Here is a 13,455-nt window from a genome sequence, read left to right on the forward strand (position 1 = left end):
CGTCGGCGGCGAGCCCTCGCGCCTTCTCCAGGGCCCTCGCATTGGAGCCCGGCATGGCGAGCACGCTGCGACGCGGACGGATCTCGGTCATGGACGGATCTCGGTCATGGGCGAAAGTCCTCCGTGCCCGAGCACGTCGTGGATGGCCCTGGACGTACCGCCCCCCGATAGGCGTTTCAAGCGGGCGGCAGGTCGGCGCCGGACAGGGCCGGCATCACCGACGCCACCGGCCCCGAGGCGACGATGCGGCCGGCATCGAGGACGTGGACGACGTCGGCGCGCTCCAAGCTGGCGAGGCGGTGGGCGATGAGGATCAGCGTGCGCTGTCCTGAGAGCGCGTCGAGGGCTGCCATGACCGCGCCTTCCGTCTCGCCGTCGAGCGCGCTGGTGGCCTCGTCGAACACGATCACGTCGGGCTCGTGATAGAGTGCACGGGCAATACCGAGGCGCTGGCGCTGGCCGCCGCTCAGCCGGATGCCGCGTTCGCCGACGCTCGATTCGTATCCCCGGGGAAGCGCCGCGATCACGGCCTCGAGGCCGGCGAGCGAGGCTGCGCGGCGGACGGCGGCAGGGTCCACCGCCTCGGGAGGGATGCCCAGCGCGATGTTGTCGGTGACGGTCCCGTCGATCAGGAAGACGTCCTGCGGCACGTAGCCGACCCGGTTCTGCCAAGCCGGCAGGGTGTGCGCGTCGAGGATTGTGCCGTCGACGCTGATCGTGCCGGAGGTCGGGGTGAGGATGCCGAGGATGAGGCCGACCAGGGTCGACTTGCCGGCGCCGGTGCGGCCGACGAGGCCGACCGTGGTGTGGGCCGGTATCGTCAGATCGAGGCCGTCGAGCGTCGCGCGTCCGGGCTCGTAGTCGAACGAGATTCCCGAGAGCCGGATCTCCGACCGGAACGGCAGTTTCTCATGCGGACGCGGCGCCGATGCGCGCTCGCCGGACAGTTCGTCGACGATCACCCGCACCGCCGGCAGGTAGAACCGCAGCAGGGACAGCGACAGGAAGATGTTCTGGAAGGCCGGCAGCATGCGGTAGCCGGCGAAGGCGAACAATCCGAGGAGCGGGAGAAGGCCCGCCGTGTCGAGGCCCTGGGAGAGCGCGAACAGCACCACCGCGACGACGCCGCCGAAGGCCAGCGATTCCATGACGAAGCGCGGCAGCTGTCCGGTGAGCAGGCTCGCGGCGGTGGCCCTGGCGTAGGCGCGGGCGGGGGCATCGAACCCGGCGGCGAAGGTCTCGGCGCGGCCGTAGAGCTTGAGCTCGGTGAGCGCCCCGAAGGTCTCCTGGACCACCCGGTAGCGCTTCTCGTTGTCGGCCACCGCCTTGGCGCCGAGGCGGGCAAGGCGGGCGCGCATGACGAGGTAGAGCCCGACATAGAGCCCTCCGAACCCGACCCCGAGGATCAGTGCCAGGCGCGGCGCGTAGGCCATCAGGAAGCCCACCACCGCCAGCGCCGAGAACGACCGCGAGGCGATCACCGTAGCCGGCGTCAGGACGCCGACCACGAGGCGATCCGTCTCGCTGAGGACGTTCTTGGCGAGCTCGGCGCTGTTGGCCTTCGCGAAGAACAGGCGCTCGCGGTCGAGGTAGCGCGCGAGCAGGCGCCGGGCCAAGCCGTATCCGGTGAGGTTCGTGAACCGCAGGGTCGCGAAGGTGAGACCGGCATTGACCAGGCTCGTCGTTAGGATGGCCAGCAGGGCGGCCCCGCCCATCGCCATGAGGAAGGCGCGGTCGTCGGCCAGCCCCATCGCCGCCCGGATGGCGGCGAGATAGGGCACCCGGGCCGCCGCGGCCGGGTCGCCGACGAGGGTCAGGAACGGCACGACGGAGGCGACACCGACGACCTCGAAAAGCGCCGCCAGCGCCAGCCCGAGGGCGAGCAGCGCGAGCCGGCGCCGCTCAACGGGCCGCAGGATGCGGACGAGATCGATCAGCGCGCGCATGAGGCGGGCACGCGTCCGATCACGCCATCGTCGGTTCGGGAGAGATGCATCCGGCCAAGGCGATAGTGGCGCCGCAGAGCCGTGTCCATCCGAAGCCGGCGCAGGAGGCGGGTGGCGGATCAACCCAGGCATTGTCCAGAGGAGCGACGTCCGCGTCATTGATTTTGAGAACGGATGAAGGGCTCGAGAGGCGTGCTTAATCAGTCCTTCATCCCGTTCGTTCAGTCTCCGTCCCCGTGACCAGATTCTCTTTACTGTCTTCGGCAGTGGCAGGCGCAACCGTCGTGCTGCTGCCGATTCTCGCGACGGCGCCGGCGCGGCCGGGAGCGCCCGTTCTGGTCGTCGGTTCGCCATGGGGCGGGCCGGGCGGAGCGATCGCCCTCATCGCACAGGCCGATGGCCTCGTCCTGCGCGACACCGGGCTTACCTGGATCGCCGTCGGACGGTCCGAGCTCACCGATTTCCACCCTCGCCTGCGCCGGGCCGGGGCATGGTTCACCCTCGACGCCGCCTGGTCCTTCGGCTGTCTGTCCCCGATCAAAGCCTGAGGATCACCACCGTCCATGAGCGCCAGCATGCCGACCCTCGACCGGATCCGGGTTTCATCCTGCCGGGCCCTGATCGGGTTCCTCTGGATCAACGCGGCCATCGTGGCGGCCGCCAACGCCTGGCGAGGAACCTTTGCGTCGGTGGGCCTCACCGCCGCCGCCATGGGTCTCGCCCTGATACCGACGCTGCTGGCTGCGCGCGACGTCACGGGGCCGCAGACCCGGATCGTGACGAGCATGGCGCTCGCGGGTTTGGTCGCGATGCTGGTGGCGGTGTTCGAGCAGTCGGGGCCCGACCACACCCTGCAGGTCGACATTCACATGTACTTCTTTGCCTGCCTCGCCATCGTCGGCGCTCTGGTCGATTGGAAGGCGCTGGTGGCGTTCGCCGGAGTCGTGGCCCTGCATCACCTCGGGCTGTCGCTGCTGCTGCCGGCCCTGGTGTTTCCCGATGGAGGCGGCCTCGATCGGGTGGCACTCCACGCGGTCATCCTCGTCGTCCAGACATGGGTCATGGTCTGGCTGGTCATCGAGATCCAGAAGGGCGTGTCCGCCGGCGACGCGCTGCTACGAACCGAGAGCGACAAGGACGAGGCCGAACATCTGAAGCAGCAGGCGGAGGAACAGGCGTCCCAGGAGACGGTGCGGGCGAACAGGGTCGAGGGTCAGGTCCGATCATTCCAGGGGGCCGTGAGCGATGTGGTGGAAACGATCGAGACGGCGCTGGCCACGATGGAAGCGAGCGCAGTCTCGATGTCCGACGTCGCGCGAACGACCGCACGGGAAACAGAGGGAGCTTCGAATCGCTCGCTGCAGGCCGGCGAGAACGTTCGTCGGATCGCGCAGACCTGCGAGGGCCTCGGCCAGACCGCGGACGAGATCTCGCGCCAGCTCGACGCGACGACCGCGGTGACCCGGACTGCCAGCGCCGAGGCCCGGCAGACGGGTGAGACGGTGAACCGGCTCCTGGCCTCCGTCGAGCGGATCGAATCGGTCATCACCACCATCCGCGCGGTGGCCGAGCAGACCAACCTCCTGGCGCTCAACGCCACCATCGAGGCGGCGCGGGCCGGCGAGGCGGGCCGCGGCTTCGCGGTCGTCGCCACCGAGGTCAAGGGCCTCGCCGCGCAGACCGCACGCTCGACGGACGAGATCGCCGCGCAGATCCGCGACGTCCAGGCAGCGACCGAGCAATCGGTCGGGTTCATGCGCGCCTTCGCCAGCCGGTTCGACGACGTCGAGCGCACGACCGGCGCGATGATCGAGGCGATCGGCCGCCAGCGTGTCGCGACCCAGGGGATGGGCGTCGATGTCGGCGCTGCGCTGTCCGATGCCGAGGCGGCCTCCGCTCAAGTCACCCTGGTGGCACGCACCATGGGGACGACCCATGCGGTCATCGATCAGGTCCAGGCCTCGACCGGCGCCGTGCGCCACCAGGTCGGAATCCTGCGCGGCGTCACCGCCACCTTCATCAAGGATCTCGACGGGAGCGCCGCCCGGCGGGCCTGAACCCTCGCGGCCGGCGACGCTTCCATGCCATAGGCTTCGGCGGCGGGGCGGGGCGTCGCCCCCGATGGAGGGGGCATGGCACGCAGGCGCGCACAGGCGACCACGGAGATCCTCGCCGGCCTCGCCCGGCGCCTCGGCCACGACCTCGGCGAGTCTGCACTCGACGCGCTGAGGGTCCGGCTCGGCCTGCCCGAGTTCGACGGCGAGCCCGACGAGGCTGGGCTCGTCGAGGCCCTGACCGAGATGGCTGCGCGGCGCGCCTTCGCCGGGGGCGGTGCCGCGGAACTGACACGGGCCTTGCCGGAGCTCAGCGCGACGTCACCGCCGGACTTGGCCGCGACATGGACCCTGCGCGTCACGATCCCGATCCTCGATGACGGCCGGATGGACCTGCGCATCGACGCGGCGCCGGCGCCCGAAGGGCTCGCGATCCTCGATCGCATGTCAGCGCGCAACGACCCTGCCTGGCGTCTCGCCGAATTGCGCACCATCCTCGCCGCCGACGAGGCTCGGGTAAACCGGACCTTGCGCAAGGCCGTGGAACGCCTGCGCGAGCAGGTCCGAGCCGACCTGCAGGAGGTCGGCGCCGATGCGGTCACATACATCGCGCATCTCGATCGGTCCCTGCGCTCGCGCCGCTTCGCCGAAAGCCCCGATCTCGCGCGGACGCTGGCCGACACCCTGAAGCCGGTGCGCGGCCGCGCTCGGGTCCTGGCGCAGGAGAACTCACGGCAGCGTCGCCTGCGCGATCGGATCGGCTTCGGTGCTTACATCGACCGGTTCACCGCTGCACGGCGCCTCAACCGACGCATCGTGTTCCACATGGGCCCGACCAATTCGGGCAAGACCTATGCGGCCCTCGACCTCCTCGCGAAGGCGGCGACCGGCAGCTACCTCGCACCGCTGCGGCTTCTGGCGCTCGAGAACTACGAAACGCTGCTGGAGCGCGGATTGCGCGCCGGCATGGTCACCGGGGAGGAGGTGCTGGGCGAGCCCGACCCGAGCCATACCTCGCGCACCATCGAGACGGCGGACCTGCGCCGGCCGGTCGACGTCGCGGTCATCGACGAGATCCAGATGATCATGGATCCCGACCGCGGCTGGGCCTGGACCAACGCGCTCTTCGGCATCCCGGCCCGCCTCGTGGTGGTCTGCGGCTCCGAGGACGCGTTGTCCTACGTCCGGCGCGCGGCCGAGGCGGCGGACGAATCCCTCGACGTGGTCACCTTCGCCCGCAAGACGCCCCTGCATCTCCTGAACGAGCCCGTCCCCCTGGACCGGGTCGAGGCCGGGGATGCCGTCGTCGCCTTCTCGCGCCGCGCCGTCCACGAGAACCGCGAAAGTCTGATCGCCGCCGGTCACAGCGTGGCGACGATCTACGGTGCGCTCTCGCCGGAAGTGCGTCGCGCCGAGGCTGCCCGCTTCCGTTCCGGCGAGGCCGAGGTGCTCGTGACCACCGACGCGGTGGGAATGGGTCTCAATCTCGGTCCGCTCAAGCGCGTCCTGTTCTCGGCAGTGCGCAAGTGGGACGGAACTGCCGAGCGCCCGCTGACCCATTCCGAGATCCGCCAAGTGGCCGGCCGGGCCGGGCGCTTCGGCCATCAGGAGGCCGGCTACGTCGCCGCCCTCGACGAGGGCGGGATCGCGCCCCTGCAGGCGGCCCTGGGCGGCGCCCTGACGGCTCCAGCCGCCGATCCTCGTTTTTACGTCCGGCCCGACCTCATCGCCATCGAAGCCCTGGCCGCCGAGATGGGGACGGAGAGCCTGCACGCTGTCCTGAGCCACTTCGCCCGGGCCACATTCTACGACGGCTCACCGTTTCAGCCCGCCGAACAAGGCGAGATGCTGGCTGCGGCCGAGCGGACCGACCGTATTCGACTCGCGCTCGCCGAAAGGTTCGTATTCGCGGTCTGCCCGATCGACCGTCGGGATGCGGTCTCGTGCGACGTTCTCGATCGGTGGATGGAAGCCTGCTCGGCCGGCGCGGAGATCCCCGCGCTTCGGCCGGGCGTGTCCCGCGATCTCGCCGAGCACGAGCGCTTGGTGAAGCTCGGGAGCGCCTATCTCTGGCTGGCGCGCCGCTTTCCGGCCGTGTTCGTGGCGATCGACGAGATGCGGGCGATGCGACAAGCCGCCAATGCGGCGATCGAGGCCTACCTCATTGCGACGGCAGCTCCCCGGATCGCTCACCCGCGACGGCGGCACGTCGATCACGATCCGGCGCCGGCAGAAGCGATCGACGACCGCCCCGCCTGACGCCAATCAAGCATTATTTTCCTGTTCAGGGCAGGTCCGAGGTCACATCTGATGCGACTTCTTCATGGCCATGAGCTGCATGACGGCCAGCGCGAGCCAGGGTCCGACGAAAACCAGGAAATAGAAGAAGCTCATGCTCTCGCTCCTGTCAGGATGCGGCAGAAGAAATCCGGCCGTCCGGAACGATAAGTCCTGAATCAACGCCCGGTTTCACGAGATTCGTTCGTTCGCCGTTGGAGACGGACAACCTCTCCCGTCACCCTGCTTCGGGCCGGCGAGATCAGACAGCACCGATGATCTTCTGCAGGCACGTGGTGCGTGTGTCGCGGTAGCCGAGATGCTCGTAGAAGCGCCTGACAGCGAGGTTGTCCTCGCGGACCAGGAGCTGCATCTTCCAGACTCCGCGGTTCCTCAGCCAGCGCTCCGCCGCCTCCATGATCGCACTGCCAAGCCCGGTGCCCTGCCATTCCGGATCGACCGCGACGTAATAGACCCAGCCGCGATGTCCGTCCTCGCCGACCATGGCGGTGGCCACGAGGCGTTCGGCACAAATCGCGACGAGCACTGACGCGTGAGAATCGCGCCGGGCGAAGGCGATGTCCCTGACCGGATCGTTCCATGGGCGCGAAACCCCGGTGGCGTGCCAGAGGGCGATGACCGCGCCGGTCTCGTCATCGGTCATGTCGCGAATCGTCGCCTTTGGCATGCCCGCTCCTTCCCGGCCTTCACACGGCGCTACCATGACGCTGATCCTCCGCGCGTCCTCGCGCGTTGAAGCTTCACGTGACACCAGCATCCAGGACAACGCCATGAGCGACGGCGCCACCGCCAGCGACAGCCCCTTCATCAAGGGGCGCAACGCCCGTCTCTACGGGAAGACCCGCGAGAGCTGCCCCTACCAGGAGGGGACCGAGGACCATACGGCCTGGATGCAGGCCTTCGACGAGGCCGTCGACGACCGGATGGAGAGCACCCCCACCGCCGGCGATGCGACGCCGAGCTAGGTTCGATCACGTCCCTCGCGGTTTGACCCGCCGGGTCGGAGGCTCTGCCAGCGGGTCCTCCGGCCAGGGGTGGCGCGGATAGCGACCGCGCATGTCGGCGCGCACCCCCGCCCACGAGCCGCGCCAGAACCCCGGCAGGTCGCGGGTGATCTGGATCGGCCGCGAGGCCGGAGAGAGCAGGTGAAGCACCAGCGGCACCCGCCCGCCGGCGAGGGCGGGGTGCCGGTCGAGCCCGAACAATTCCTGAACCCTCACCGCCAGGACGGGGCCGCCTTCGGCCTCGTAATCCACCGGAATGCGCGATCCGGTCGGGACTTCCACGTGGGTCGGGCATGCGATCTCGAGCCTCGCCCTCAGCTCCCACGGCAGCAGTCCCATCAGTGCCTGGCCGAGCCTGTCCGTCGCGATGGCATCAAGGCTCGTGAGGCCGACGATCTCAGGGGCGAGCCATTCCACCACCGCCGCCTTCAGCGATGCGTCGGACAGGTCCGGCCACGGCTCGCCTTCCGCCGCCCGCATGAAGGCCACGCGGGCGCGCCACTGGGTCAAGGCCGGGCTCCACGCCAGGGCGTCGAACCCGGTCTCGGCGACGCCGAGGGCCAGGATCTCCGCCGAGGCCGCATCCGCTGGGACCGGCAGGGTGCGCTCCGCCAATGTCACTGCGCCGAGGCGGCGGAGTGCGCGCGCGCGTAGGCTCCGCGTTCCCCGGTCGAAGACGACGGTGGTCGCCATGTCGATCCGGTCGGCGAACAGGGCCTCGATCGCCTCCGGCGCGATCGCCGCCCCGGCCAGGATGCGGGCATTGCCCGCCGAGCCCGCGAGGTCCGCGACCACGATGGTGGGCTCACGCGCCAGGGACGCCGCCGGGTCGATGCGGCCGCCGCGGCCGTTGGCGAGCACGAACTCGCCGTCGCGGCCTCGGGCGCGGGCGACACGGTCGGGATAGGCCAGGGCCAGGAGCGAGCCGGGTTCCGAGAGATCGGGACCCGCGGAGGGTCCGGGTGGCCTCGTTTCGCCGGCCTGTCGCGCCGCCTGCCTCGCCCAACCCTCGGCCAGCCGGCGCATGTCGGCCGCACGCTGCCCGCGGTCGCGGCCGAAGCGTTCGACACGGTCGGCGAGGTCGGCCCCGTCGCCGCCGAGGCCGCGCTCGACCAGCACCGCCGCGAGGCGGGCGGCCTGAGGTGCCGCGCCGAAGCCGGCCGCGCTGACCACCATCCGGGCGAGGCGCGGCGGCAGGGGAAGGGCGCGCAATCGCCGTCCGTCGGCGGTGAGATGCCCTTGCGCGTCGATGGCGTCGATGTCGCGCAGCATGGTGCGCGCCTCCTCCAGGGCCGGCATCGGCGGTGGATCGAGGAAGGTGAGGGTGCGCGGATCGAGAACGCCCCAAGCCGCGCAATCGAGGAGGAGTCCGGCCAGATCCGCCGCCAGGATCTCGGGACGGCCGAAGGGGTCGAGGGAGTTCGTCGCGGCCTCCGCCCAGAGCCGGTGGCAGACCCCCGGCTCGGTGCGTCCCGCGCGTCCCCGGCGCTGGTCCACCGAGGCGCGCGAGGCCCGCGCGGTGACGAGCCGGGTGAGGCCGGTCGCCGGCTCGTAGACCGGCACCCGCGACAGCCCGGAATCGACCACGATGCGCACACCCTCGATGGTCAGCGAGGTCTCGGCGATGCTGGTGGCGAGCACGACCTTGCGCCGTCCGGCCGCGGCAGGGGAGACGGCCCGGTCCTGTTCGGCCGGCGTCAGCGCGCCGTAGAGCGGGGCGATCTCGGTGTCCTCTCCGACCCGGCCTTCCAGGAGGGTTGCGACGCGACGGATCTCGCCCTGGCCCGGCAGGAAGGCGAGGACCGAGCCGGGATCGGCCCGGAGCGCCCGCAGGATCGCATCCGCCATAGCGTCCTCGATGCGGCCGTCGGGGGAGCGGGGGTGATGGCGGGTCTCGACCGGGAAGGCCCTTCCTTGCGATTCGATCACCGGCGCATCGCTGAGCAGACGTGCGACGCGGGCGCCGTCGAGGGTCGCCGACATGACGAGGATGCGAAGGTCCGGCCGCAGCGCGCCCTGTGCGTCGAGGGCGAGCGCGAGTCCGAGATCGGCGTCGAGGGAGCGCTCGTGGAACTCGTCGAACAGCACGGCGCCGATGCGGGCGAGTTCGGGATCGTCGAGGATCATCCGGGTGAACACGCCCTCGGTCACGACCTCGATGCGGGTTCGGGCGGAGATCTTGGAGCCGAGGCGCACGCGCAGGCCGACCGTCTCCCCGACGGCCTCACCCAGGCTCTTGGCCATGCGCTCGGCGGCCCCGCGGGCGGCGAGGCGGCGGGGCTCCAGGACTATGATCCGGGCGTCCTCTGCCAGCCATGGCGCGTCGAGGAGTGCGAGCGGAACGCGGGTGGTCTTACCCGCACCCGGCGGCGCGACGAGTACGGCGCTCGGCGCCGCCGCGAGGGTCGTGCGCAGTTGCGGCAGGACCTCGTCGATGGGGAGGCTGGGGCCGTGATTATTCGGGCGCATGGATCAGGCTGGTGCGATGCGCGGCGCGAAACCGCAAGAGCATCGGGCCGTGCCAGAACGCCGGGCGCACGACCGGTGCAGATTAACCGAGTCGCCTCAAGGATTTGCCGGTCCCGAAATTTGGTGCCGGCGAACGCGGATTCTATGGAACAGGTTGCGCACAAGACGATTGTTAGGCCTGCGCGCCTCGCGCGGACTGATCGGATTGGACGACATGAATAAGCTGACCCTTACCCTCGCTGCCGGCCTGATGCTTGGCGGCCTCGGCTTCACCGCGGCTTCTGCCGCTCCGGCGATGCCGGCCGCCACCGTGCTGACCGAGGGCACCGGAGCCACCGAGGTGCGCTATCACCGCCATCGCGGAATGCGCCACCATGGCATGCGTCACCGCTCCATGCGCCGGATGCAGCGGCGTGTCGTGAGCGACCCGAATTCCCGCAACCCGTCGCAGCCGGGCTACCAGCAGCAGAAGGGCCAGACCTCGGGCGGCCCGCGCTACTGAGTCTTTTCGCAGTTCGTCAGCCCGCTATCGGGCGGGCGTGAGAGACGGAGGGCCGGTGCGGCGACGCATCGGCCCTTTCGCGTAGGGACGTGCCTTGATGGGCCGGAAGGGCCTCCACAGGGCAATGGCGGCACATCGCTGATTCGCGAGCCCAGGTCTGATATCACCGCGGCATGCCCGAGCGTGCCGCCCGATCCGTGCCCAAGACGGACGCCTATACTCCCGTCGCCCCGGCCGAAGCCGCCGCCTTCGACAAGGCCGGCGCCACGCCGATGATGGCGCAGTACATCGAGATCAAGGCTGCCAATACAGACTGCCTCCTGTTCTATCGGATGGGCGACTTCTACGAGCTGTTCTTCGAGGATGCCGAGATCGCCTCGCGGGCGCTCGGCATCGTCCTGACCAAGCGCGGAAAGCATGGTGGCGCCGACATCCCGATGTGCGGCGTGCCCGTCGAGCGCGCCGATGATTATCTGAGCCGGCTGATCGCGCTAGGGCACCGCGTCGCGGTCTGCGCGCAGACCGAAGATCCGGCCGAGGCCAAGAAGCGGGGGCCGAAGGCGGTGGTGAACCGCGCCGTCGTCCGGCTCGTCACGCCCGGCACCATCACCGAGGACCGCCTGCTCGACCCGACCCGCGCCAGCATCCTGCTCGGAATCGGGCGGCGCAAGCTCGGCGAGACCGGGTTCGCCTACGGCCTCGCCGCCGTCGACATCTCCACCGGCCGGTTCTCCCTCACAGAGGTCGAGGGCGGCGAACTCGCCGCCTCCATCGCTCGCCACGAACCGCGCGAGATCGTGCTGTCGGAAGCGATCCACGCCGATCCCGCCCTGGCCCGGCTCTGGCGCGAAACCTCCGCCGCCGTGACGCCGCTACCGCAGGCCGAACTCGAACCCGCCTCCGCCGAGCGGCGCATCCGCGAGCAGTTCGGCGTCTCGACGCTGGACGGGTTCGGCAGCTTCAGCCGGGCCGAGATCGCCGCCGCCGGGGCGGCCCTTCTCTACGTGGCGCGCACCCAGGTCGGCGTGAAGGCGGCCTTGTCCCCTCCGACCCGCGAGGCCGGCGGCGCGACGCTCTCGATCGATGCCGCCACCCGCGCCAACCTCGAGCTCACCCGCACCCTGTCGGGCGAGCGCGCCGGCAGCCTGCTCGCGGCCATCGACCGGACGGTGGCGGCAGGAGGCGCCAGGCTGCTGGCCGAGCATCTGGCCGGGCCGCTCACCGATCTCTCCGCCATCGGGCACAGGCACGAGGCCGTGGCCTTCCTCGTCGCGGATGGCGTCCTGCGTGGGGCCTTGCGCGAGACCCTGGCGCGCGCACCCGATCTCGCCCGCGCCCTGTCGCGGATCGGACTCGGGCGCGGCGGCCCGCGCGACCTCGCCGCGCTCCGCGACGGGCTCGACGCGGCCCATGCCATCGCTCGCCGCCTCGCAGGCCTCGGGACCCTGCCGGAGACCCTTGCGGGCATCGCGGGGGCGCTCTCGCGCGTCGATCCCGAGCTCGTCGAGACGCTGCGCGCCGCCCTGGCCGACGATCTGCCCCTGAACCGCCGGGACGGGAATTTCGTCCGCGAGGGCTACGATGCCGAGATCGACGAATCCCGGCTGCTCGGCCAGGATTCGCGCAGGGTCGTGGCGGCGCTCCAGTCCCGCTATGCCGAGGAGACCGGCTGCCGCACCCTGCGGATCAAGCACAACCACCAGCTCGGCTACTTCATCGAGGTGCCGCAGGCGGTGGGCGAGGCCTGCCTCAAGGGACTGATGCGCGAGACCTTCGTGCACCGCCAGACCATGGTCGACGCCATGCGGTTCACGAGCGTCGAACTCGGGCAGCTCGAATCGAAGATCGCAGGCGCCTCCGAGCGCGTGCTGGCCCTGGAAAGTGCGATCTTCGAGGCCCTTGCGGCCCGAGTCATGGCGCAGGCCGAAACCGTCGCCGCTTGCGCCGAGGCCCTCGCCGGGCTTGACGTCGCCGCTTCCCATGCCGAGCTCGCGGTGGAGCTCGACTGGACCCGGCCCTACGTCGACGACAGCCTGTGCTTCGTGGTCGAGGGCGGTCGCCATCCGGTGGTGGAGGCGGCCCTACGCCGCTCGGGCGAACCCTTCATCGCCAACGATTGCGATCTCTCGGGCGAAGGCCGGGGCCGCATCCGGCTGATCACCGGCCCGAACATGGGCGGCAAGTCGACCTTCCTGCGCCAGAACGCGCTCATCGCCGTGCTGGCGCAGATGGGCGCGTTCGTGCCGGCTCGGCGCGTCCATCTCGGTGTCGTCGACCGCCTGTTCTCTCGCGTCGGGGCCGCCGACGACCTCGCCCGTGGGCAATCGACCTTCATGGTCGAGATGGTGGAGACCGCCGCCATCCTGAACCAGGCGAGCCGCTCGTCCCTGGTGGTCCTCGACGAGATCGGCCGTGGCACGGCGACATTCGACGGGCTCTCCATCGCCTGGGCCTGCCTCGAACACCTCCACGAGCAGAATGGCTGCAGGGCTCTTTTTGCGACGCATTTCCACGAGCTGACGGCTCTCGGCCAGCGCCTGACCCGTCTCGACAACGCCACCCTGAAGGTGACCGAGCACAAGGGGAATGTGGTGTTCCTCCACGAGGTGGTGCCGGGCATGGCCGGGCGTTCCTACGGGCTGCAGGTGGCGCGCCTCGCGGGCTTGCCGGCGAGCGTCGTCGCTCGTGCCGGTGCGATCCTGAAGAACCTCGAGAAGGCCGAACGGGACCGACCGAGCCGGCCGCGCATCGACGACCTGCCCCTCTTCGCCGGCCTCGCTCCGCCACCGCCGGAGCCCGTCGTCCCGGAGCGCGCACCGGACCCCCTCGGTGAGCTCCTCGACACCATCGATCCCGACGCGCTGTCGCCGCGCGAGGCGCTTGAAGCGCTCTACCGGTTGAAGGCGCAACGGACCGCGGGAAAGGACGGCGGCGACTGAACAAGTGTCGCAGGCAGATTGAAAAATGTTAACTGGCGACCGGGTGTCCGAGACCTATCTTCCGCGGCATGAACTTCATCTACAAAGATGAGGCCTCGCGGGGCTCCGAGCGGATCAGGCAGGCGGCACGCGCCGTATCCGCACTCGCGGCCTCGCGGGCCGATGCCCTGGACCGCGACGGCGGCTTTCCCGCAGAGGACATCATCCATTGCCACGAGGTCGGGCTCCTCGTGGCACCGCTTC

General features: G+C 70.4%; 9 protein-coding genes and 1 pseudogene. 6 read left to right on the forward strand and 4 right to left on the reverse strand.

All coding sequences use genetic code 11. The annotated features are described in order from the left end of the window. Both ACFE7U_RS07845 and ACFE7U_RS07850 read right to left on the reverse strand, forming a co-directional pair. Nucleotides 1-91, reverse strand: a pseudogene (locus ACFE7U_RS07845) (CoA ester lyase); the annotation flags it as partial. An 85-nt stretch (nucleotides 92-176) separates the two neighbouring features. Beyond that, complete coding sequence (locus tag ACFE7U_RS07850) at nucleotides 177-1,946, reverse strand: ABC transporter ATP-binding protein (RefSeq protein ID WP_375409175.1); 1,770 nt, start codon at nucleotides 1,944-1,946, stop codon at nucleotides 177-179. Between the two features lie 284 nt (nucleotides 1,947-2,230). On the opposite strand from ACFE7U_RS07850, the gene ACFE7U_RS07855 reads away from it, so the two are divergent. The 3 genes from ACFE7U_RS07855 (at nucleotide 2,231) to ACFE7U_RS07865 (ending at nucleotide 6,259) form a co-directional block, all read left to right on the forward strand. Beyond that, a complete protein-coding gene (locus tag ACFE7U_RS07855) occupies nucleotides 2,231-2,494 on the forward strand; it encodes a hypothetical protein (protein WP_375409176.1) in 264 nt (87 codons plus the stop codon). A 15-nt stretch (nucleotides 2,495-2,509) separates the two neighbouring features. Further along, on the forward strand, nucleotides 2,510-4,003 hold the full coding sequence (locus ACFE7U_RS07860; RefSeq protein WP_375409177.1) for a methyl-accepting chemotaxis protein: 1,494 nt from the start codon (nucleotides 2,510-2,512) through the stop codon (nucleotides 4,001-4,003). A gap of 75 nt (nucleotides 4,004-4,078) precedes the next feature. Then, entirely contained in the window at nucleotides 4,079-6,259 is a 2,181-nt protein-coding gene (locus ACFE7U_RS07865) for a helicase-related protein (protein WP_375409178.1), read from the forward strand. Nucleotides 6,260-6,539: 280 nt separating this feature from the next. Here the strand turns inward: ACFE7U_RS07865 and ACFE7U_RS07870 are convergent, their stop codons facing one another. Beyond that, nucleotides 6,540-6,965, reverse strand: coding sequence for a GNAT family acetyltransferase (locus ACFE7U_RS07870; RefSeq protein WP_375409179.1), 426 nt, complete (start codon nucleotides 6,963-6,965; stop codon nucleotides 6,540-6,542). Between the two features lie 103 nt (nucleotides 6,966-7,068). Here ACFE7U_RS07870 and ACFE7U_RS07875 point away from each other — a divergent pair, with 103 nt between their 5' ends. Next, nucleotides 7,069-7,263 carry a hypothetical protein gene (locus ACFE7U_RS07875; protein ID WP_375409180.1) on the forward strand — a complete coding sequence of 65 codons (195 nt, stop codon included), beginning with the start codon at nucleotides 7,069-7,071 and terminating at the stop codon, nucleotides 7,261-7,263. A gap of 6 nt (nucleotides 7,264-7,269) precedes the next feature. On the opposite strand, the gene hrpB is transcribed toward ACFE7U_RS07875, so the two are convergent. After that, nucleotides 7,270-9,771: an ATP-dependent helicase HrpB gene (hrpB, locus tag ACFE7U_RS07880; protein WP_375409181.1), complete on the reverse strand. Its 2,502-nt coding sequence runs from the start codon at nucleotides 9,769-9,771 to the stop codon at nucleotides 7,270-7,272. A gap of 214 nt (nucleotides 9,772-9,985) precedes the next feature. Here hrpB and ACFE7U_RS07885 point away from each other — a divergent pair, with 214 nt between their 5' ends. Continuing rightward, nucleotides 9,986-10,273 carry a hypothetical protein gene (locus ACFE7U_RS07885; protein ID WP_375409182.1) on the forward strand — a complete coding sequence of 96 codons (288 nt, stop codon included), beginning with the start codon at nucleotides 9,986-9,988 and terminating at the stop codon, nucleotides 10,271-10,273. A 173-nt stretch (nucleotides 10,274-10,446) separates the two neighbouring features. Beyond that, nucleotides 10,447-13,212, forward strand: a complete 2,766-nt coding sequence (gene mutS, locus ACFE7U_RS07890; RefSeq protein ID WP_375409183.1) for a DNA mismatch repair protein MutS — start codon at nucleotides 10,447-10,449, stop codon at nucleotides 13,210-13,212. Nucleotides 13,213-13,455: the final 243 nt, after the last annotated feature.

It is taken from the genome of uncultured Methylobacterium sp. (assembly GCF_964251405.1).
Classification (GTDB): Bacteria; Pseudomonadota; Alphaproteobacteria; order Rhizobiales; family Beijerinckiaceae; genus Methylobacterium.